Below are 20,661 nucleotides of genomic sequence, written 5' to 3' on the forward strand. Positions count from 1 at the left end.
GCGGCTCAGATGCCAGCGTACCAGCTGAACCCGAGGCCCGCGACCATGCTGCCGCGCCCGTGGCCGATGCCGTCGACGCGGTCCACAGCCTCGATGCTGGTGAGGTATTTCAAGGACTTGTAGCCGAGCTGGCGCTCGACCCGGAGGCGAACCGGGGCCCCGTGGGCCACCGGCAGGTCGGCGCCGTTCATGCCGTAGGCCAGGATCGTCTGCGGGTGCAGGGCGTCGAACAGGTCGTAGCTGTCCCACCAGCCGTCGACGCTGCGCATCACCACGTAGCGCGCCTCGGGGCGCATCCCGGCGGCGGCGAGCACCTGCGCGAGCGGGACGCCGGTCCACTGGCCGATCGCCGACCAGCCCTGCTCGCAGGAATGCAGCGTGATTTGCGTGCGCGCCGGCATCGCCTTCAGCTCGGCCAGGGAGAACGCGCCCGGCCGCGCGACGAGGCCCGTGACCGGCAGGCGCCAGTCCGAGAAGCCCTGCGCCTTCGAGCGGCGATAGGCCGGGTCGTCCGGGTCGGTGGTGTTGATGGTCGGGAACACCGCCGAGATCGCCTCGGGGCCGAACTCCCGGGCGAGCGGCTGGTGCGCCAGCAGCAGGCGCTGCCCGGCGAAGGTCAGCCAGTCGCTCAGGCCGTAGGGGTTCGGGCGCAGCTTCGGAGTGCCGGGCTCGCAGCCGCCGACGAGGCCGGCCGCGCCGATCCCGGCGGTCCCGACGATCAGGCGGCGACGGGTCAGCGCGCTCATGGGTTCTCCTCCGCGTTGCCGGCACGCCCGGCGATCATGCCGCGCATGAGGTCCAGCGGCCGGTTCGCCAGCACCTGCCAGATGTGGATGGCCAGGAACGCGACCATCGCGAAGGCCGCCAGGAAGTGGATCGTCCGCGCCGACTGCCGGCCGCCGAACAGCGCGAACAGCTCGGGCCAGGCCGCGGTGACGCCCGGGGACATGGTCAGGCCGGTGAGCAGCATCAGCGGCGCCAGCACCAGCAGGACGGCGAGGTAGGCGAGCTTCTGGAGCGCGTTGTAGCGGCCGGTCTGCGGCGCCCCGGCGCGCAGGCGCAGGTGCGACCGGATCTCGCCCGCGAGCGCCCGCGGCCGGATCTCGGCCGGCTCCGGCAGCAGGCGCCGGCGCAGGTGCCCGCGCAGCAGCGCCAGGGCCAGGTAGGCGGCCCCGTTGAGGACGAAGATCCAGGCGGCCAGGAAGTGCAGGTTGCGCGCCCAGCCGGTCTGCTCGAGGTTCACCGGCAGCGGCAGGGTGATCCAGGCCGGCGCGTCGTTGGCCCCGGTCTCGCCCCAGAACAGCTTCGGCAGGGCCAAAAGGATCGCGGTGCCGCTGACCATCAGCGCCAAGGTCGCGGCGGCGCCGGTCCAGTGGGTCAGGCGGACCCAGGCGGGGTGGCGCACCCGGCTGAATGGTCGACCCGTCGTCTCGATCATCATCGGTTCAGAACGCAGCCCTTATGGATGTGGGAACGCGCCGCGTCCGTCGTCGCTCCCGGCGCCGATGACGCAACGCTTGATGAAGAAACGATGGGCATGATACCCGCCAGGCTGGTTGCGGACGATTTTCCTCTCGCTCCGCTGCGGCCGGCAAAGATCCCCACACAACCGGATTCGGTGCGCGCGTGAAGATCGCTGTCCTGGCACATCTGAAGTACCCGATTGGCCAGCCCTACGCCGGCGGACTGGAGATGCACACGCATCTTCTCACCGTCGCGCTGAAGCGGCACGGACACGACGTGACGCTGTTCGCCAGCCGCGGCTCGGACCCGGCGCTCGATCCGGTGATGCTGTGCGACCCGACCGGCGACGCCCTGGCGGATCCGGACCGCGAGGAGGCGATCGACGAGGCCGAGTACGACGCCTACCGGCGGATGATGGAGCTGGTCGCGGCCGGCGGGTTCGATATCGTGCACAACAACGCGCTGCACGCCCTGCCCCTGCAGATGAGCGCCCGGCTCGGGCTGCCCTGGGTCACGGTGCTGCACACGCCGCCCTTCGACGCCCTGGTCGCCGGGGTGGTGCAGGCCGACCCCGACATGGCCTTCCTGGCCGTGTCGCCCTCGCTCGCCCAGGAATGGCAATCGCTCGTGCCCGGCGCGCAGGTGGTCGACAACGGCGTCGACCTCTCGACCTTCGCGTATTCCGAGACTCCCGACGCTCCTCCCTTCGCGTTCTGGTCCGGCCGGATCGTGCCCGAGAAGGGGCTGCACCTGGCCATCGACGCCGCCCGGGCGGCCGGGCTGCCGCTGACCTTCGCGGGCCCCAAGCTCAATCCCGGCTACTGGGCGGCCGAGATCGCCCCGCGGCTCGGGCCGGACCTGACCCATCTCGGGCACCTCTCGCACCGGGACCTCGCGCACCATCTCGGCCGCGCCCGGGTGGCGATCGTGTCGCCGCGCTGGGAGGAGCCGTTCGGCCTCGTGGTCGCCGAGGCGCTCGCCTGCGGCACGCCGGTGGCCGCCTTCCGCCGGGGCGCGATGCCCGACATCCTCGACGCCCAGTGCGGCTGCCTCGCCCGGCCGGACGATTCACAGGACCTCGCCGTGGCGATCCGCGATGCGGCCGGCCTGTCGCGCCGGGCCTGCCGCGACCGGGCCGAGGCCCTCTACGACGCCGCCGCCATGACCGAGCGCTATCTCGAGAGCTACGATGCCGTGATGGCGCGCTGCGCCGAGCGGGCGCAGCCGACGCTGCGGGTGGCCGGCGGGCGGGCGTAACCGAGACCGGCGGGGGCCTGCCTGGCAGAGCGGGCCGGGATGTTCACACGCCGTCTTCCGGATGTAGGCGCCATCGCCCGCCGCGCTCTCCCTCCCCCCTCTGTGGGGGAGGGTGGGCCGGCCGTCAGGCCGGGTCGGGAGAGGGGCAGCGCGACGATGCAGGATGGATCAGGCGTCCGCGACCTTTTCGGAAGCGTCGCTCCCCTCTCCCGACCCCTGCTGACGCAGGGGCCACCCTCCCCCGCAAAGGGGGGAGGAAGGGCGGGGATCAGGTCTGGCGTGGATCTCCTGTCCAGCCGGAGGCGATCCAAGACCAGATGGGTCAGCATCAGAGCCCGGACGGGAGAGCCGACCCGCGCCTCGGCCGGCGTCACAGACCCGTGACGCCCATACGCGTGCCGGGGACGGCAGAAACACTGCGTCTAGCGCGCGGATGAGGTTGGGAAGACTAGCTATCATGACCCGCGCAACCGCCACCCCGATCGCCAGGCCCTGCGTCGTGTGCATTCCCGCCCGCAACGAGGCGGAGCGGCTGCCGCGCCTGCTCGCCTCCCTGGCCCGGCAAGAGGGCTTTTCCGACCGCGCGCCGCTGCGGGTGGTGGTTCTCGCCAACAACTGCACCGACGGCACGGTGGCGGCGATCCGGGCCCTGGAAGGATCCGGCGCGCTCGCGGGGCTGACGCTGCGGGTGATCGACGTGGCGCTGCAAGGCTCGCAAGCCCATGTCGGCACCGCCCGGCGCATGGCGCTGGATGCCGGGGCCGACTGGCTCGACGCCGAGACCGGCCCGGACGGGATCCTGCTCACCACCGACGCCGACGCGCGCCTGCCGGCCGACTGGGTGGCGGCGAACGTGGCGGCCCTGCGCGGCTCGGACGTGGTCGGCGGCCGCCTGGTGATCGACGACGACGGCGCCGCCGACCCGCGGCTTGCCGAGTTGCACGCCCGGATCGAGCGCTACTGGGCGGGCGTCCGGCGCCTGGAAGACCTCCTCGATCCGCCGCCGCACGACCCGGCGCCGCGCCACGGCGACCATACCGGTGCCAGCCTCGCCGTCCCGGTGGCGCTGTATCGGGCGGTCGGCGGCCTGCCGCCCCTGCCCTGCGGGGAGGATAACGCCCTCGTCGGGCTGCTGCGGGCGCGCGGCGCCCGGCTGCGCCACTGCCCGGACGTGCGCGTGATGGTCTCGTCCCGCCACACCGGCCGGGTCTCGGGCGGCATGGCCACCGAGATGGCGCGCCGCGCCCGCGTCCTCGACGGAGAGCCGTATCTGCTGCCCGAGGCTGCCCATTGGCGGGCCCTGGTCCTGCGCCGGGCCGCCCTGCGGCGGGCGTTCCACCTCGCCGGACCGGCCCGGGCGGAGGCCTGCGCGCGGCTCGGGCTCGGCGCTGCGGAGCTGGCCGCCCTGGGCGATTGTCCCAACGACATCGCCTTCGTGGAGCGGGCCGACCCCATCCTCGGATCGCGTTCGCCACCGGCCCGGGAATGCCCCCTCGACCGGGCCCTCGCCGACCTCGACGCCCTCGCCCTGTCGCTGCGGGACGCCGCGTGACGAGCGGGATCGGCTGGTATGTCCATCATCAGGGGGCCGGGCATCTCCAGCGCGCCCGCGCGGTCGCGGCCGCCCTGCCGCGGCCCTGCACGCTGATCGGTACCCTCGCCGCGTTCGACGCGGGCGCGATCGCGAGACCGGGCCTCGACGTGCTCGACCTGCCCGACGACCGCCCGCTTGGCCGCCCGGATATCGGCGGCTCGGAATTGGGCGACTCGGATTTGAGTGGCTCGGACTTCGACGGGCGGGACGGCGAGGCCGGGCGGCCGGAAGCGTTCCACTACGCACCCCTGAACCATCCCGGCGTGCGGACCCGGATGGCCCGCATCGCAGACTGGGCCGCCAGGACCGACCCGGCCCTGATCGTGGTCGACGTCTCGGTCGAGGTCGCCCTGCTGGCGCGCCTTCTGTCGGTGCCGACCCTGGTGGTGCGCCTCGCCGGCACCCGAACCGACCCGCCGCACCTGGAAGCCTTCCGCAGCGCCACGCGCCTGCTCGCCCCCTTCCCCGAGGCCCTGGACGGGGCCGGCGTGCCGGACTGGGTCCGCGCCAAGACGCACTATGCCGGGTTCCTGGCAGCGCCCGCGCAGGCGGCCGCGGAGGCGGGCGACGACATCTTGGTGGTGTTCGGCCGCGGCGGCGCGGGGGGCGACCTGGCGGACCTCGCCGCGGCGGCCCGTGCCGTCCCCGACCGGCCCTGGCACGTTCTCGGCCCCGTCACGGGATCCGGCGACCTCCCGAGCAACCTGCACCTGCACGGCTGGGTCGGCGACGTCGAGGCCCGGGTCGCCCAGGCGGCCCTGCTGATCGGGGGCGGCGGCGACGGGCTGGTGGCGCTGGCCGCCGGACAGGCCAAGCGCTTCCTCTGCCTGCCGGAGGAGCGCGCCTACGGCGAGCAGACCGAGAAGGCCGAGGCGCTGCAGATGCTCGGCGCCGCCATCGTCCACCGTGGCTGGCCGTCCGCCGAGGCGTGGCCCGGCCTCATCCGCGCCGGCCTCGCCCTCGACCCATCGATCATCGGCGGCCTGTACCGGCCGAGCGCGATCCAGGATTGCGCGGCCACGATCGAGGCGCTGATCCGGCAGACCGGGCGCGGCTGACCGGAAACCAGAGCGGCCGACGGCGCGAGAGCCTGGGCGACCTGCGGTTCTGAATGCCGGGCTCCGCTGCGCCCTCCGAATGACGGGGTGATCGGAGGGCGCGGGGCCAGCGCCTGTCACAACCGGGAAGGATGCGCGCCGAGCGGACATAAAAAAAGGCGCCCGTCACTGAGGACGCGCGCCGGTCGCTCGCTTCACGATGGTAAAGACTGTCTTAAGAAATCAGGTCCAGCTTCGCGGCCTCGAGTCCGGTGTCGCGGATCGTCTCCGGAAGGGCCGAGAAGTCGCGGTATCCGGCCTCGCGGGCCATGGCGTCGAGTGCCGTCTGCGCGTCATCGGCCGCACCGGTCCAGACGACGGCGCCGCTCTTCGTCTGCTTGATCTGAAAGATGCTCATCGAATCCTCCCCGGTCTCACCAAGACCATTTCACGAATAACGGCCCAGTCCGGCGACGGTTGCAGGTCGGAGGCGGTCAAACACCGCTGTTTTCATCTGCACCCCACCTGCGGCTCCGGGCTCCGGGGACGGACTTGTACGAAGCCGCTATGCTGGCTCGATAGAGAGTGCCCGCGCCATGAAAACGCCGATCTGCGCAGCGACGGAGGGGCAACACCCGTACAACCCCGCCAGCGAGGCTTCCGTTTTGCCGATCATGTCCGGGCGCACGTACCGCCTCAGCGTCCTGTGCGGGCTCCTGATCCTGGCAGCATTGCCGGCCCGCGCGGTCGAGACGGCCGCGGTCCCCGACGCCTCCGCCATCGCCCCCGCGGTCACGGTCGTCCCGGCCCAGCGCCGCGAGATCGTGGAGCGCGCCGTCGTCACCGGAACGCTGGTCCCCCGGGACGAGATCCTGGTCGCCCCGGAGGTCGAGGGCCTGCGCATCACCGAATTGCTGGTCGAGGAAGGGGATCGCGTCACCAAGGGCCAGGTGCTCGCGCGGCTGTCCCAGGAGATGATCGTCACCCAGGAGGCTTCGAACGTCGCCGCGGTCGCCCGGGCCGAGGCGGCCATCGTCCAGGCCCAGAGCCAGATCGTCCAGGCCGAGGCCGCCAACGTCGAGGCCAAGCAGGCGCTGGAGCGCGCCCAGTCGCTGGCCAAGACCGGCAATGCCACCGCGGCCGTGCTGGAGCAGCGCGTCTCGGCCGCGCAGGGGGCCGTGGGCCGCCTGGCCGCCGCCAAGGGTGGCCTGCAATCGGCCCAGGCCGACCTCGCCACCGCGCGGGCGGCCGGATCCGAAATCACCCTGCGCCGCGCCCGCACCGACATCCGCGCCCCCGAGGCCGGCATCGTCAACCGCCGCACCGCCCGGGTCGGCGCTTCGGTCACGGCGGCCGGGGAGCCGCTGTTCCGCCTCATCGCCCGCGGCGAGATCGAGCTGGAGGGCGAGGTGCCCGAGACCTCGCTCGCCCGCATCAAGGTCGGCGATCCGGCGAGCCTCGATCTCGACGACGGCCGCCAGCTGCGCGGCAAGGTCCGCCGGGTCTACCCGGAGGTCGACCGGGCGACGCGGCTCGGCAAGGTCCGCATCCGCCTCTCCGACGATCCGGCCCTGCGCATCGGCGCCTTCGCCCGCGGCAACGTGGAGGTGGCGCGCCGGGAGGGTCTCGCGGTCCCGGTCTCCAGCCTGCTCTACGCGGCGGACGGCAGCGCCAGCGTGCTGGTCGCCAAGGACGGGCGGGTCGAGGCGCGCGCCGTCACCTCCGGCCTGACGTCCGAGGGCTTCACCGAGATCCGGTCGGGCGTCGCGGCCGGCGAGAGCGTCGTGGCTCGGGCCGGCAGCTTCCTGCGCGACGGCGACCGGGTGCGAGCGGTCTCCGCGTCCAAGAACACGTCAGGGAGCACGTCCGCGAGCACACCCATGAGCGCGCCCGCGAACACACCCATGAGCGCCCCGATGGCCGACGCGGCCCCGCGGTAGGACCAGAGACATGCGCCTCAACGTCTCCGCCTGGGCGATCCGGAAGCCGCTGCCCTCGGTGGTGCTGTTCCTGGTCCTGATGATCTTAGGGCTGGTCAGCTTCCGCGCCCTGCCGATCACCCGGTTCCCGAACATCGACATCCCGATCGTCTCGGTGACGATCACCCAGTCCGGCGCAGCGCCGGCCGAGCTTCAGACCCAGGTCACCAAGTGGGTCGAGGATTCCGTCGCCGGGGTGAAAGGCGTCAAGCATATCCTGTCGACCATCACCGAGGGCATCTCGACCACGACGATCGAGTTCCGCCTGGAGGTGAACCAGGATCGCGCGACCAACGACGTCAAGGACGCGCTCAGCAAGATCCGCCAGAACCTGCCGCGGACCATCGACGAGCCGATCGTCTCCCGGGTCGAGATCGCCGGCCTTCCGATCATGATCTACGGCGCCTCCGCGCCCGCGATGACGCCCGAGGACCTGTCGTGGTTCGTGGACGACGTGGTCGCCCGGGGCCTGCAGAGCGTGAAGGGCGTCGGCGGGGTCGAGCGCCTGGGCGGCGTCGCCCGGGAGATCCGCGTCACCCTGAAGCCCGACCGGCTGCTGGCGCTCGGCATCACCGCGGCGGACGTGAACCGGCAGCTGCGCCTGACCTCCGCCGACATGGCGGGCGGGCGCGGCGAGGTCGGCGGGCAGGAGCAGTCGATCCGCGCGCTCGCGGCCTCGGCGAGCCTCGACACCCTGGCCAAGACCTCGATCGTGGTGCCGGGCAACCGCAAGGTCCGGCTCGACGAGCTGGCGACCCTGTCGGACACCGCCGAGGAGCCGCGCACCTTCGCGCGCTTCAACGGCGAGCCGGTGGTGGCCTTCGCGGTCTCCCGGGCCAGCGGCGCCAGCGACGCCGACGTCTCGGTCGGGGTCGCCAAGAAGATCGCGGCGCTCCACGCGGGCAACCCGGACGTGCGGTTCGACCTGATCGACACCAGCGTCGTCAACACCATCGGCAACTACCACTCGGCCATGATGGGCCTGATCGAGGGTGCAGCGCTCGCGGTCATCGTGGTGCTGCTGTTCCTGCGCGACTGGCGCGCCACGCTGATCGCCGCGGTGGCGCTGCCGCTCTCGGTGCTGCCGACCTTCTGGGTGATGAGCACGCTCGGCTTCTCGCTCAACGCCGTGAGCCTGCTGGCGATCACGCTGGTCACCGGCATCCTGGTGGACGACGCGATCGTGGAGATCGAGAACATCGTCCGGCACATGCGGATGGGGAAATCGCCCTACCGCGCCTCGCTCGAGGCCGCCGACGAGATCGGGCTGGCGGTCATCGCGATCACGGCGACGATCATCGCGATCTTCTCGCCGGTCTCGTTCATGGGCGGCATCGCGGGCCAGTATTTCAAGCAGTTCGGCCTGACCATCGCGGCCGCCGTGTTCATGTCGCTGCTGGTGGCGCGGCTGATCACGCCGCTGCTCGCCGCCTACTTCCTGCGCGACCACGGCCCCGACCACACGACGGACGGGATCGTGATGCGTGGCTACACCCGGCTGGTGGCCTGGTCGGTGCAGCACAAGTTCATCACGCTGATCCTCGGCATCGCATGCTTTGCCGGCTCGATCGCCTCCACGGGCCTGCTCCCGGCGGGCTTCCTGCCCGCGGAGGACCAGGCGCGCACGCTGTTCGTGCTGGAACTGCCCCCGGGCGCCCGGCTGCCCGACACGGTGAAGCTCAGCGACGCGATCGAGCAGAAGATCCGGGCGCTGCCCGAGGTCAAGAGCGTGTTCGTGGACGGCGGCCGGCAATTGCCCGGCAAGAAGGAGGTCCGGCTCGCGACGCTGATCATCAACCTCACGCCGAAGAACACCCGTCACCGCACGCAGAAGCAGGTCGACGCGGAGATCGCCGCGATCCTGCGCGAGGAGCCCGACATCCGGTTCTGGGCCCTGCGCGAGAGCGGCCAGCGGGACATGGCGCTGATCATCGCCGGGCCCGACAAGGCCGTGGTGGCCGATGTCGCGGCCAAGCTCCAGCGCGAGGCGGCCCAGATCCCGCACCTCGTCAACGTGATGTCGACGGCCCCGCTGGACCGGACCGAGATCCGCATCCGCCCGAAGGCCGGCGTCGCGGCCGATCTCGGCGTCTCCACCGACACCATCGCGGAGACCGTCCGGGTCGGGACGATCGGCGACATCGGCATGAACCTCGCCAAGTTCAACGCCACCGACAGGCAGGTGCCGATCCGGGTGCAGCTGCCGGAGAGCCTGCGCGGCCGGCTGTCCGAGCTCGAGACCCTGAAGGTTCCGGTGAAGGGCGGCGCCGCCGTCCCGCTGGCGACGGTGGCCGATATCAGCCTCGGCCAGGGCCCCACCGGGATCGACCGCTACGACCGCTCCGTGCGCGTGGCCATCGAGGGCGACATGCAGGGCACCGACGCGCTGGCCGAGCTGATCAAGCAGGTGATGAACCTGCCCACCGCCAAGAACCTGCCGCCCGGGGTCACGATCAGCCAGACCGGCGACGCCGAGGTGATGGGCGAGGTGTTCGAGGGCTTCGCGCTGGCCATGGGCGCCGGCCTGATGATGGTGTTCGGCGTGCTGATCCTGCTGTTCGGCAACTTCCTGCAGCCGCTCACCATCCTGTTCTCGCTGCCGCTCTCCATCGGCGGCGCGATCCTGGCGCTGCTGATCTGCCACATGCCGATCTCGATGCCGGTGGTGATCGGCATCCTGATGCTCATGGGCGTGGTGACCAAGAACGCGATCATGCTGGTCGATTTCGCGGTCGAGCAGATCCATGCCGGGGTCGACCGCACCACCGCGATCGTCGATGCCGGCCGCAAGCGCGCCCGGCCGATCGTGATGACCACCATCGCGATGGCCGCCGGCATGGTGCCCTCCGCGATGGCGTTCGGCATCGGCGGCGAGTTCCGCGCCCCGATGGCGGTGGCGGTGATCGGCGGCCTGATCGTCTCGACCGTGCTGTCCCTGGTGTTCGTGCCGGCGATCTTCGTGCTGATGGACGACCTCTCGCGCCTGCTCGGGCGGCTGTTCGGCCGCTTCGTCGGCGAGCGGGACGACCCGCAGGACAAGCCGGGCTACGACGAGGCGCGGCATCCGGCCAATGACGGCCGGGCGCTGCCGCCGCGGATCGCGGCCGAATAGGCAGCGGGCGGGCGCCGCGGCATTGCGCGCGGGGCCCGGATGGGTGTGAGTCGCGCCCGACGAATCAACGGGGAAACGGGAAGCGATGTCGGGTGGTCACGGGTCGATCGAGGGTTCGAACAAGCGCGTTGCGCTGCTGATCTCGATCCTGGCTTTGTTCCTCGCCTTCAGCGAGACCCTGGGCAAGGCGGCGCAGACGGATTCGATCGGCTCGAATGTCGAAGCGGCCAACCAATGGGCCTACTTCCAGGCGCGCACGATCCGCTCAACGGTGCTGAAGACCGCCGACGAGGCGATCGCGCTGGTGCCGCCCGGCCCGAACCAGGACGCCATCGCGGCCAAGCGCGCCGAATGGGCCAAGACCCTGGCGCGCTGGGAATCGGAGCCCGCCACCGGCGAGGGCCGCAAGGAGCTGACCGCGAAGGCCCGCGCCTCCGAGGAGCGGCGCGACCTGTCGCTGCTGCGCTACCACCATTATGAACTGGCCTCCGCGGCCTTCCAGATCGGCATCGTGCTCGCCTCGGCCGAGGTGATCACCGGCATCGCCATCCTGGTCTTCGCGGGCGGTTTTCTGGGACTGGCCGGGGCGGCGCTGCTCGGCTTCGGCTACCTGGCGCCGCACGCGCTGCCGTTCTTCCACTAAAGCACCGTCCCGGACGGGGGTGACCGGCTCGCGGATTGATGCTCTGACTCGGTGAACGACGTGCGCGCGGCCCCGGGGCCGCGACAGCCGTCACGGTTTCACCTGGGGGACGTTGCGCGATGGCCGACAGGGACGACGAACAGCAAGGGCGCCTGACGCGGATCGCCAGCGGGATCTTCCTCCACACCGAGCACGCGATCTACGCGGCGCTCGGCCTGCTCCTGGCGGTCACCGCCCTGGTCGCGCTGATCGAGGCCACCGGGTTGACCTGGGAGGCGCTGCGCTCCCTCGGAGGCGCCACGCAGATCCTGGAGGTCATCGACCGGCTGCTGTTCCTGCTGATGCTGATCGAGATCCTGCACACCGTGCGGGTCTCCATGCGGTCCGGCAAGCTGACCTGCGAGCCGTTCCTGATCGTCGGCCTGATCGCCTCGATCCGACGGGTGCTGGTGATCACCCTGCAATCCTCGGAGATCACGCACGCCAAGGACTGGTCCCCGGAGAAGCAGGCACTGTTCAACGCCTCGATGATCGAGCTCGGCGTGCTGGCCGGGCTGATCCTCACGATGGTGCTGGCGATCTTCATGCTCCACCGCGCCCGCGACGACGGCAGGCCGGCGGGGGAGGAATCGGAGGAGCATGCCGGGGCTTGAGCCCCGTCAATTCAACCGCAGGATCGCGGCGTTGAGCAGCGTCGCGAAGGCGACCCAGGCGGCGTAGGGCACGAGCAGCCAGGCTGCCGCCCGGTCGAACCGCCAGGTCAGCCGGATCGTCCACAGCACCATCACCAGCAGCATCGCCACCACGATCAGCCCCGAGCCGATCGCGTGGGCGGTGAAGAACACCGGTGTCCAGGCGGCGTTCAGCACGAGCTGGACCAGGAAGGCGGCGAGCGCGAGCCACCAACCCTCGCGGCTCGGCCCGGTGCGGGGCATCGCACCGAGCAGCCGCCACAGCGCGACGGCGATCATCGTGTAGAGCGCCGTCCAGGCCACGGGGAAAAGCCAGTTCGGTGGGTTGAAGGACGGCTTGTTCAGGCTCGCGTACCAGCCCGGGATCTCCGCCTGGGTCGCCACCGAGCCGATCGCGGCGGTGATCACCACCGGCACGATCGCGGCGGCCAGCCGCAGCCAGCGCGGCAGGGCCGAAGCCTCGGGAACTTGTGTCGCGGCCCGCATCGTCGTTCGTTCTCCGTGGAAGCCGCATCCCGCCACGCGCCTGCCGGCTCCCGGGATGCGGCATAATCCAGATTGCACAGGTTGCAGGGACGCATGCGCCGTGGCACGCGCCCCGTTCCATCCGCCGGAATCACCAGATGTCAGAGCCTAACGCGCCGCAAGGGGATACGGATACCGGCACCGGCACGCCGGCGGGCTTCTCCCGCCGCAGCCTCGCCGCGCAGGCCATGGGCCGGATCGAGCAAGAGACCCGCGCGGTGGTGATGCCGCTGCACCTCTCCACCACGTTCATCCGCGATCCCGACAACGGCTACAGCTCGGGCTACTGCTACGCTCGGCCCGACAACGCCACCGTGCGTGAGGCCGAGGCCGTCCTGGCGATGCTGGAGAATGCGCGGGCCGGCGCCCTGCTGTTCGGCTCCGGCATGGCGGCGGCGACCGCCGTGTTCGGCGCTCTGGAACCAGGGGATCACGTCGTCGCCGGCACCGTCATGTACTGGGCGCTCAAGCGCTGGCTGCGCGAGGAGGCGCCCCGCCGCGGCCTGACCCTGACCTTCGTAGACACCGACGACCTGGAGGCCCTGCGCGCCGCGATCGAGCCCGGCCGGACCAAGCTCGTCTGGATCGAGACCCCCGGCAACCCGCTCTGGACGGTGACCGACATCGCGGCCGCCGCCGAGATCGCCCACGCCGCCGGAGCGCGGCTCGCGGTCGATTCCACCGCCGCCTCGCCGGTCCACACCCGCCCGCTCGACCTGGGCGCCGACATCGTGATGCATTCCGGCACCAAGATCCTGAACGGGCATTCCGACGTGGTGGCGGGCGTGCTCGCCGGCGCGCAGGCGGACGCGTTCTGGGAGCGGATCCGGGGCATCCGCGCCGGCAGCGGCGGGATCCTCGGGCCCTTCGAGGCCTACCTGCTGATGCGCTCGCTCCGGACCCTGCACCTCCGGGCCGCGGCGCAATCGGCCGGCGCCCTGCGGCTCGCCGAGCGCCTGCGCCTGCATCCGCATGTGAGCCACGTCCTGTATCCGGGCCTGCCCGACGATCCCGGGCACGCGGTGGCGCGCCGGCAGATGCAGGACGGCTTCGGCTTCATGCTGTCGATCCGGGTGGCGGGCGGCGAGGCCGGCGCGATCGCGACCGCGGCACGGGTGCGGCTGTGGAAGCGCGCGACCTCGCTCGGCGGCGTCGAGAGCCTGATCGAGCACCGCGCCTCGGTGGAGGGACCTGGGAGCCCCTGCCCGCCGGACCTCCTGCGCCTGTCTACCGGGATCGAGGATACGCAGGACCTGTTCGGCGACCTCGACCAGGCCCTGCGCGGCGCGCACGGCGATTGATCGGCGGGTGCGTGGTGCCGAAGGCCGGTCCTGCGCGTTGTGCCGCCGCATACTGCTCTCGACCGCGAGTCTCACGTCCATGATGCCCCCCCGGACCGCCAAATCCCGCGCCTGCATCCCCGGAGCGCTCGCGCTCCTCGCCCTGTCCCTCGCATCCGGATCCGCCCGGGCCGACACGGTGCCGAATCTCGACGTGGAATCGACCTGCAAGTCGGCGCAGGTCGCCAACACCTCGATCAGCGACCAGGCCAACTACGATGGCTGCCTCCGGTCCGAGCGGGAGGCCAAGCGCCAGGCCCAGGATCACTGGGGAAGCTACAGCCCTGCCGCCAAGCGCCAGTGCGAGAACCAGTTCAAGGCCGGGGGCTACCCGTCCTACGTCGAGATGGTGACCTGCCTGGAGCTGGCCTCCGGCTCGGTTCCGACCCAGTCCGGCCAGGGCGGCACGGCCACCGGCGGCCCCGGCGCGCCCAGGGACGTCAAGGGGCAGCGGGAGGGCGGGGCCAAGCTGACCAAGGAGCCGCCCGCCAGCCAGCGCACCAACCCGATCGAGGTCCTGGAGAACAAGTAGGCCCTATACACGCCCCCGGCGCGCACCCGGGGGCACAAAAGCCAGCCTCGTCATGCTATGCGCGAGTTCCCCCCGCGCGCAGCCCCGACCCGATCCGTGAACGCCCTCGCCATCATCGCCCCGATCTTCGGGATCGTCCTGATCGGCTGGGGCGCGGCGCTGACAGGCCTGCTCTCCGACAAGGTGAGCGACGGCCTGTCGGAATACGTGTTCGCGGTGGCGGTGCCGGCCCTGATCATCGCCACGCTGACCCGGCCGGGGATGACCGGCGAGATCGCCTGGACCTACTGGGCCGCCTATTTCGGCGGGGCGGGCGTGTCCTGGTTCGTCGGCACGCTGATCGCCCGGCGGCGCGCCGGGATCGAAAGGCGCGGCGAGATCCTGCACGGCTTCGCGGCCAGCCAGTCGAACACCGTGTTCGTCGGCGTGCCGATGATCCTCCAGGCCTACGGCGAGGACGGCGCCTTCCCGCTGTTCATGCTGCTCGCCGTCCACCTGCCGCTGATGATGGGCTGCGCCACCTTCCTGATCGAGTCCGATTCCGGCCTGCCGGTCCTGGCGCGGATCCGCGGCCTCGGCCTGGTCCTGCTCAAGAACCCGATCTTCGTGGCGCTCCTGATCGGCATGGCCATGAAGGGCCTCGGAATCACCCCGGCCGGGATCCCCAAGGCCCTGATCGACGCCTTCGCGGGCACCGCCTCGACCTGCGCGCTGGTGGCGCTCGGCGCGGGGCTCAAGCGCTACCGGGTGCTGTTCGACCTCAAGGGTGCGCTGGTGATCGCGTGCCTGAAGAACCTGCTGCACCCGCTGGCCGTGTGGGTGCTCGCCTTCCACGTCTTCAAGATGCCGACGGCTTACGCGGGCGTCGCCACCCTGTTCGCCGCCATGCCGGTGGGGATCAACGCCTACCTGCTGGCCGCCCGCTACCGGACCGAGACCGGGATGGTCGCGGCCTCCGTGCTGGTCTCGACCCTGATGGCGCCGCTGACGACGCTCCTGTGGCTGATGCTGCTCGGCAGGGCGTGACGCTCGGAGCCCAGCGTCACCGGATGCGTTGGACCGCAGGCCGTCTGGGTCTAGGTTGACGCCAAGCGCGGGGCCGAAGCCCGCCACACCCTGTAGGCGAGGAATTCACATGAACGCTCCGATGCGCCCCCCGGGCAGCGCCTCACCGTCGGCCCCGGCCTCGTCCCGCTTCGTCTGGGAGGACCCGTTCCTGCTGGACGACCAGCTCACCGAGGACGAGCGGGCGATCCGCGACGTGGCTCAGAGCTTCGCGCAGGAGCAGCTCCTGCCCGGCATCGTCGAGGCCTACGCCGAGGAGAAGACCGATCCCGGGCTGTTCCGGAAGATGGGCGAGCTCGGCCTGCTCGGCGTGACCCTCCCGGAGGAATACGGCTGCGCCGGCGCCTCCTACGTCGCCTACGGGCTGGTGGCGCGGGCGGTCGAAGCGGTGGATTCCGGCTACCGTTCGATGATGAGCGTGCAATCCTCGCTGGTGATGTACCCGATCCACGCCTACGGCTCGGAGGCGCAGCGCCAGAAATTCCTGCCCAAGCTCGCCTCGGGCGAATGGATCGGCTGCTTCGGCCTGACCGAGCCCGATGCCGGCTCCGATCCCGCGGGCATGAAGACCAAGGCGGAGAAGATCGACGGCGGCTACCGGATCTCGGGCGCCAAGATGTGGATCTCGAACGCGCCCTTCGCGGACGTGTTCGTGGTCTGGGCGAAGTCCGACGCGCATGAGGGCGCGATCCGCGGCTTCCTGCTCGAGAAGGGCATGAAGGGCCTCTCCGCCCCGACCCTCAAGGGCAAGCTGTCCCTGCGCGCCTCCACCACCGGCGAGATCGTCATGGAGGGCGTCGAGGTCGGCGAGGACGCGCTGCTCCCCAACGTCTCCGGGCTCAAGGGCCCGTTCGGCTGCCTCAACCGGGCGCGCTACGGCATCTCCTGGGGGGCGATGGGCGCCGCGGAGGATTGCTGGCACCGGGCGCGCAACTACACCCTGGAGCGCAAGCAGTTCGGGCGTCCCCTCGCCCAGACCCAACTGGTCCAGAAGAAGCTCGCCGACATGCAGACCGAGATCACCCTCGGGCTGCAGGCCTCGCTGCGGGTCGGGCGGCTGATGGACGAGGGCCGGATGGCCCCCGAGATGATCTCGCTGATCAAGCGCAACAATTGCGGCAAGGCCCTCGATATCGCCCGCACCGCCCGCGACATGCACGGCGGCAACGGCATCATGGGCGAGTACCACGTGATGCGCCACGCCCAGAACCTCGAGACGGTGAACACCTACGAGGGCACCCACGACGTCCACGCGTTGATTTTGGGCCGCGCCCAGACGGGACTGCAGGCGTTCTTCTGATTTTTGGGACAGGATGGCCTCCCTCTGGCCATCCCCATCTCCCGCCGCCTCATTCAGAAGGGCTGTGAGACGTTCGATCACGCTCCGATTCCCCGTGCGCCCGACGCCTTCGCGGATCCGGACGGGCCTGAGTCTCCGGCACGAGCCGCCGGTCCCGTCTGCCGTGCGGGAGAGGAACCCGGCGCATCCTCCAGACTGCGCCAGGCTCTGTCGAGGGTGCGACAAGACCCACCGTCAATCTCCGACGGCGGCCCGGATTCCCAGGCTCTCGACGAGGCGGACGAGGTAACCGTCGGGATCCTGCACGAGACACTCCCGCTGGCCGTGCTCGGCCTCCCCGACTCGGTACCAAGCCTCGCGCGGCCCCTCGAACAACGGCCAGCTTACCGCCGCGAGCGCCGCCAGAACCGGATCCAGCGGTTCGATCTTGGTCTGAAAGTTGATGCCCCGGCCGAACGGGTATTCCAGTTCCGCCGTCTCCCAAGACCCGTTGATCTGATACAGCATGATCTGCACCGAACCTCGCGTCAGGTAAGCGAAGCGCGCGGCCGGCCGATCGTAGGCAATCGCGAAACCGAGCAAGTCACGCCAGAAGTGCAGGCTCCTCTCGAGATCGGTCACCCCCAGTTCGGGAACGAGCGCCGCGAAACCACCGTGCGGCGCAGCGCCAGAGCCCGATGATCGTGCTCTGGCAACGGGGTCCGCCAGGGGTTTCGGTCCAGCCATCCGGCCCTCGTCTCGAGGAACGCGGCTTCCAAGCCTTCGCCAGTCGCGCCCGGGCACGACCTTACCGCGCACCGCCCCTGGTCGAGCAAGCGCGGATCGCGTCAGCCCTCCCCACCCTCCTCCCCACCAAGCGACCATTCCAGCACCCGGGCCAGGTGGTCGTACGCCCCGTACTGGCTGGCATATTGCGGGTAGGGCCGGGCCGTGTAGGCCGCCTCGCCGGTCATGAACCGGGCGACCAGGCCCTTCAGGCGGGTGGCGTGCTCGGCCACGATCGCGTCGACGCTGCGCTCCTCGCCGCGGGGCGGCTTCACAGGAATCGGGACGAACGGCTTCCGGCCGCCCGAGGCGTGGACGTAGAGCAGGTCCGGCGTGGCCTTGACCGGCGGCACTCCGTCGAAGGCGCCGTGCATCAGCATCGCCGCCTCCAGGGTGAGCTGCGGCGAGAACCCGGTAAAGATCATCTTGGCCGAGGGCGGCGTGCCGGTCTTGTAGTCGACGATGCAGGCGGTGCCGTCCGGGCGCAGCTCGATCCGGTCGGCCCGGGCCCGCAGGGTGAAGCTCTCGCGGCCCATGGGGATCACCCAGCGCCCGGATACCTCCGGGTGGATGCGGCGCAGGGCCGGCCGCCGCTGCGCCTCCCAGGCGAGGTAGGCGGCGGCCATGCGCTCGTAGCGCGGCCACCACTCGGCGTAGAGTTCCGGATAGGTGTCGGCGATCTCGCCGAACGCGTTGGCCGCGATGGCGAGCAGGCGCTCCTCCGGCTGCCCGGGCAGGCCCTGTGGATGGGCGCTGGCGAACTCCGAGAAGATGTCGTGCACGAGGGAGCCGCGGGTCGCCACGCTCGGCACCGCGGCCAGCGGCTCCAGGGGGTCGAGCCCGAGCACGTGGCGGGCGAAGATGCTATAGGGGTCGCGCACCAGCGTCTCGATCTCGGTGACGCTGAGCGAGCGCGGGAACAGGGCCGGGTCGGGCTTCGGAGCCGGGCGCTTCAGCCGCTTCTCGGGTGGGGCCGCGTCGAGGCGGGCCGCGAGGGCGGTGAAGCGCCGGCCGGCCTCCAGCACCGCCTCCCAGCGCGCGTCGCCGGCCAGCGCACGCAGGCGCTGGATCAGGCGCGACGGCACGGTCGGCGAGCCCTCGCGCTTGAGCGCCCGGGTGATCACCGCGTCGCGGCAGCCCAGCGCCTGCACGAAGTCGTGCGCCATCTGGCCGATCCGCCGCTCGGGCGGGTTGAGACCGACCCGCTCGCGCATCGGCCGGTTGAGGAACGCGTCGGTCAGGGTCCGCACCGGCCAGACGCCCTCGTCGAGCCCGCCGAGCACCACCCGGTCCACCGACAGCAGCCGCGCCTCCAGCAGGCCGAGGATGCGAAGGCGCGGATGCGGCGCCTCGCCCGAGCAGCCGACCAGGCGCTCCCGGGCGAGCGATGTGAAGAAGGTCGCGTAATCGTCGAACCGCCCCGGCATCAGGCCGGGCTCGGCCATCTCCAGGTCGTCGAACAGGGCATCGAGGCAGGACAGGGAGCCGTCCGCAGCCTGTTCAGCGGCATCTCGCGAGGCGTCTTGCGGGACGTCCCCTGAGGCGTCTTGCTGTGCCTCTCGCGGTGCCTCTTGCGCCCCGTCCTCCGGGCCGGCGATCAGCCAGTCGCAGGCGGCGCGGTGCAGGGCCGCGGTGGCGACGAGATCGCAGTCGACGGCGCCGCCCGGACCGGGGAACGCGGCGAAGACCTGCTCCAGCCGGGCGAGCAGGTCGGCGGCGAGATCCCAGTCGATGTCCTTCAGGCGGCGCTTGGCCCTCGGGCGGCGCTCCGGAGGCCCAACCCGCTCGGCGGCGAGGGCATTGCGCAACCCCGGAAAGCCCGGGGCCGGGACGGGACCGCGCAGCAGCCCGATCTCCAGGGCGGCGGCGCCGCGCACCACGTCGGACCGGGGCAGGCCGAGGCGGACCATCGGGTGCGACAGCAGCGCGATCAGCCGGGCCGGGATCGCGTCGGCCTGGTTGCGGGCGAGGTCGGCGGCCAGTTCCGCGGTCAACCGGGCGAGCCGGCCCGCCGGGCTCCCGGCCAGCGCCAGCCCGGCCGAATCCTCGGCGACGATGCCCCAGCGCAGGAGTTCCACCGCGACCCGTCCGGCGAGACCGCGATCGGGCGTGACCAGGGCCGCGGTGGCGCCCGGGACCTGAAGCGTCTCACGCAGGGCCAGCGCGGCGACCAGCGCCTCCTCCCGCTCGTCGGCGGCCTCCGTGAGCGCAAGCCCCGCGAGGCCGTTCTGGGCGATCGCGTCGCGCTGTTCCGGGTCGAGGTCGGCCCAGGCGTCGGTGGTGTCGGCCGGGCGCAGGGCCTGCGACAGCAGCGCTGCCCGGGCCGCCTGCCCGGGATCCGGAGCCCCCAGCGCGACGACGTCCGCGCGCGGAAGGGCGAGGTTGTCCGGCCCGAGCAGCCGGTGCAGCACCGCCTGGGGGTGCCCGTGGGCGATCACCCGGGAAAACCCCTCGCCGGTGTCGATGCCGGACCAGCCGGCGGCGTCGAGGTCGAGATCGAGCCCGGGCAGGACCACGGCGCCCCGGGGCAGCTTCGCCACCGCCGCGATCAGCCGGGCGGTGGCGGGCACGGAGCCCAGCGATCCGGCGACGACCACGGGATCCGTCGGCGCGGTCCGCGCGAGGCGCTGTCCCTCGGCGAGGACGAGGCCGCGGGCGCGGGCGACGGGATCGGACAGGCCGCGCTCGGCCAGGAGCTTCGGCCAGTTCTCGGCGGCGATCTTCACGAAATCCAGCGTCAGGCCGAAATAGCGCGAATACTCGGCCTCCACGGCGGCGCCGATCTCCGACCAGGGCAGCCCCTCGACGGTGAGCGCATCCATCAACCGTTCGAGATCGCCGGCGAGCCCGACCGCGTCGGCAGGGGAGGACGGCACCAGGAACGGAACCTCGGCGTCCAGCGGCAGCAGGGTCCGGTCCACGGATTTCGCCCAGGCCTGGACCAGGCGGGCGAGGATCAACCGACGCTCCAGCGGCGGCATCGGCGTGCTGAGGGGATCGTTGTCCTCGAGCAGCGGCTCGGAGGCGAGGTCGAGTTCCGCCTCGTCGGCCTCGCCCAGGGGGATCATCCGGGGCAGCAGGGCCGCGTAGCCGGGCGCGCCTCGCTCGTGGGCCCGCCGGCCGAGCCGCTCGGCCAGGATCGCGCCCAGCGCCCGCGCGGCCCGGCGGGTCGGCAGGTAGATGGTGACTGATGCGAGCGCCAGCGGATCGTCCGCCACGGGCCCGACCAGCCGGCCGGACAGCAGCGCCTCGGCCAGCGCCGGCAGGAACGGAACGCCCCGGGTGATGGTGAAGACGGCCTGCCTGTCTGACATGAGCGCCTTTTACGCGCGCGCGTTCGATGGGGACAGGTGCTT

The 20,661-nt window shown here is 71.7% G+C and carries 17 protein-coding genes; 11 read left to right on the plus strand and 6 right to left on the minus strand.

Annotation, left to right across the window (positions count from 1 at the left end):
- Positions 1-5 precede the first annotated feature (5 nt).
- Entirely contained in the window at positions 6-746 is a 741-nt protein-coding gene (locus FV242_RS10695; protein ID WP_147938904.1) for a molybdopterin-dependent oxidoreductase, read from the minus strand.
- On the minus strand, positions 743-1,441 hold the full coding sequence (locus tag FV242_RS10700) for a cytochrome b/b6 domain-containing protein (RefSeq protein WP_147938905.1): 699 nt from the start codon (positions 1,439-1,441) through the stop codon (positions 743-745). Before FV242_RS10700 ends, FV242_RS10695 begins: the two co-directional genes overlap by 4 nt.
- Before the next feature lie 185 nt (positions 1,442-1,626).
- Between FV242_RS10700 and FV242_RS10705 the strand changes: the two genes are divergently transcribed.
- The 3 genes from FV242_RS10705 (at position 1,627) to FV242_RS10720 (ending at position 5,373) form a co-directional block, all read left to right on the plus strand.
- A complete protein-coding gene (locus FV242_RS10705; RefSeq protein ID WP_147909717.1) occupies positions 1,627-2,721 on the plus strand; it encodes a glycosyltransferase family 4 protein in 1,095 nt (364 codons plus the stop codon).
- 457 nt (positions 2,722-3,178) lie between these two features.
- Complete coding sequence (locus FV242_RS10715; protein WP_147938906.1) at positions 3,179-4,273, plus strand: glycosyltransferase family 2 protein; 1,095 nt, start codon at positions 3,179-3,181, stop codon at positions 4,271-4,273.
- Positions 4,270-5,373, plus strand: a complete 1,104-nt coding sequence (locus FV242_RS10720; RefSeq protein ID WP_147938907.1) for a glycosyltransferase — start codon at positions 4,270-4,272, stop codon at positions 5,371-5,373. The genes FV242_RS10715 and FV242_RS10720 overlap by 4 nt, the downstream gene beginning before the upstream one ends.
- Before the next feature lie 214 nt (positions 5,374-5,587).
- Here the strand turns inward: FV242_RS10720 and FV242_RS10725 are convergent, their stop codons facing one another.
- Positions 5,588-5,770, minus strand: a complete 183-nt coding sequence (locus FV242_RS10725; protein ID WP_147909714.1) for a hypothetical protein — start codon at positions 5,768-5,770, stop codon at positions 5,588-5,590.
- A gap of 256 nt (positions 5,771-6,026) precedes the next feature.
- On the opposite strand from FV242_RS10725, the gene FV242_RS10730 reads away from it, so the two are divergent.
- From FV242_RS10730 to FV242_RS10745, 4 genes are all read left to right on the plus strand, one after another.
- Positions 6,027-7,292 (plus strand): efflux RND transporter periplasmic adaptor subunit, encoded by a 1,266-nt coding sequence (locus FV242_RS10730; protein WP_147938908.1) that lies wholly within the window; start codon positions 6,027-6,029, stop codon positions 7,290-7,292.
- A gap of 10 nt (positions 7,293-7,302) precedes the next feature.
- Complete coding sequence (locus FV242_RS10735; protein WP_147938909.1) at positions 7,303-10,443, plus strand: efflux RND transporter permease subunit; 3,141 nt, start codon at positions 7,303-7,305, stop codon at positions 10,441-10,443.
- 85 nt (positions 10,444-10,528) lie between these two features.
- Positions 10,529-11,086 carry a DUF4337 domain-containing protein gene (locus tag FV242_RS10740; RefSeq protein ID WP_147909712.1) on the plus strand — a complete coding sequence of 186 codons (558 nt, stop codon included), beginning with the start codon at positions 10,529-10,531 and terminating at the stop codon, positions 11,084-11,086.
- Between the two features lie 119 nt (positions 11,087-11,205).
- Positions 11,206-11,739 (plus strand): phosphate-starvation-inducible PsiE family protein, encoded by a 534-nt coding sequence (locus FV242_RS10745; RefSeq protein WP_147938910.1) that lies wholly within the window; start codon positions 11,206-11,208, stop codon positions 11,737-11,739.
- A gap of 6 nt (positions 11,740-11,745) precedes the next feature.
- On the opposite strand, the gene FV242_RS10750 is transcribed toward FV242_RS10745, so the two are convergent.
- A complete protein-coding gene (locus tag FV242_RS10750) occupies positions 11,746-12,264 on the minus strand; it encodes a TspO/MBR family protein (RefSeq protein WP_147938911.1) in 519 nt (172 codons plus the stop codon).
- A 137-nt stretch (positions 12,265-12,401) separates the two neighbouring features.
- On the opposite strand from FV242_RS10750, the gene FV242_RS10755 reads away from it, so the two are divergent.
- The 4 genes from FV242_RS10755 (at position 12,402) to FV242_RS10770 (ending at position 16,540) form a co-directional block, all read left to right on the plus strand.
- On the plus strand, positions 12,402-13,604 hold the full coding sequence (locus tag FV242_RS10755; RefSeq protein ID WP_147938912.1) for a PLP-dependent aspartate aminotransferase family protein: 1,203 nt from the start codon (positions 12,402-12,404) through the stop codon (positions 13,602-13,604).
- Positions 13,605-13,683: 79 nt separating this feature from the next.
- Positions 13,684-14,175, plus strand: a complete 492-nt coding sequence (locus FV242_RS10760) for a hypothetical protein (RefSeq protein ID WP_147909708.1) — start codon at positions 13,684-13,686, stop codon at positions 14,173-14,175.
- Positions 14,176-14,271: 96 nt separating this feature from the next.
- Positions 14,272-15,201, plus strand: coding sequence for an AEC family transporter (locus FV242_RS10765; RefSeq protein ID WP_147938913.1), 930 nt, complete (start codon positions 14,272-14,274; stop codon positions 15,199-15,201).
- Positions 15,202-15,310: 109 nt separating this feature from the next.
- Positions 15,311-16,540 carry an acyl-CoA dehydrogenase gene (locus FV242_RS10770; protein ID WP_147909706.1) on the plus strand — a complete coding sequence of 410 codons (1,230 nt, stop codon included), beginning with the start codon at positions 15,311-15,313 and terminating at the stop codon, positions 16,538-16,540.
- A 234-nt stretch (positions 16,541-16,774) separates the two neighbouring features.
- On the opposite strand, the gene FV242_RS10775 is transcribed toward FV242_RS10770, so the two are convergent.
- Entirely contained in the window at positions 16,775-17,161 is a 387-nt protein-coding gene (locus tag FV242_RS10775; RefSeq protein WP_306440296.1) for a VOC family protein, read from the minus strand.
- A gap of 206 nt (positions 17,162-17,367) precedes the next feature.
- Positions 17,368-20,619: a double-strand break repair protein AddB gene (gene addB / locus FV242_RS10780; protein WP_147938915.1), complete on the minus strand. Its 3,252-nt coding sequence runs from the start codon at positions 20,617-20,619 to the stop codon at positions 17,368-17,370.
- Between the last annotated feature and the right edge of the window lie 42 nt (positions 20,620-20,661).

The organism is Methylobacterium sp. WL64, from assembly GCF_008039945.1.
Classification (GTDB): Bacteria; Pseudomonadota; Alphaproteobacteria; order Rhizobiales; family Beijerinckiaceae; genus Methylobacterium.

Bases quoted from the DNA above. Each gene is read 5' to 3' on its own strand.
- FV242_RS10735 (WP_147938909.1), top strand. From the start codon at position 7,303: ATGCGCCTCAACGTCTCCGCCTGGGCGATCCGGAAGCCGCTGCCCTCG.
- FV242_RS10715 (WP_147938906.1), top strand. From the start codon at position 3,179: ATGACCCGCGCAACCGCCACCCCGATCGCCAGGCCCTGCGTCGTGTGC.
- FV242_RS10770 (WP_147909706.1), top strand. From the start codon at position 15,311: ATGAACGCTCCGATGCGCCCCCCGGGCAGCGCCTCACCGTCGGCCCCG.
- FV242_RS10730 (WP_147938908.1), top strand. From the start codon at position 6,027: ATGTCCGGGCGCACGTACCGCCTCAGCGTCCTGTGCGGGCTCCTGATC.
- FV242_RS10750 (WP_147938911.1), bottom strand. From the start codon at position 12,264: ATGCGGGCCGCGACACAAGTTCCCGAGGCTTCGGCCCTGCCGCGCTGG.
- FV242_RS10725 (WP_147909714.1), bottom strand. From the start codon at position 5,770: ATGAGCATCTTTCAGATCAAGCAGACGAAGAGCGGCGCCGTCGTCTGG.
- FV242_RS10700 (WP_147938905.1), bottom strand. From the start codon at position 1,441: ATGATGATCGAGACGACGGGTCGACCATTCAGCCGGGTGCGCCACCCC.
- addB (WP_147938915.1), bottom strand. From the start codon at position 20,619: ATGTCAGACAGGCAGGCCGTCTTCACCATCACCCGGGGCGTTCCGTTC.
- FV242_RS10695 (WP_147938904.1), bottom strand. From the start codon at position 746: ATGAGCGCGCTGACCCGTCGCCGCCTGATCGTCGGGACCGCCGGGATC.
- FV242_RS10760 (WP_147909708.1), top strand. From the start codon at position 13,684: ATGATGCCCCCCCGGACCGCCAAATCCCGCGCCTGCATCCCCGGAGCG.
- FV242_RS10755 (WP_147938912.1), top strand. From the start codon at position 12,402: ATGTCAGAGCCTAACGCGCCGCAAGGGGATACGGATACCGGCACCGGC.
- FV242_RS10745 (WP_147938910.1), top strand. From the start codon at position 11,206: ATGGCCGACAGGGACGACGAACAGCAAGGGCGCCTGACGCGGATCGCC.
- FV242_RS10740 (WP_147909712.1), top strand. From the start codon at position 10,529: ATGTCGGGTGGTCACGGGTCGATCGAGGGTTCGAACAAGCGCGTTGCG.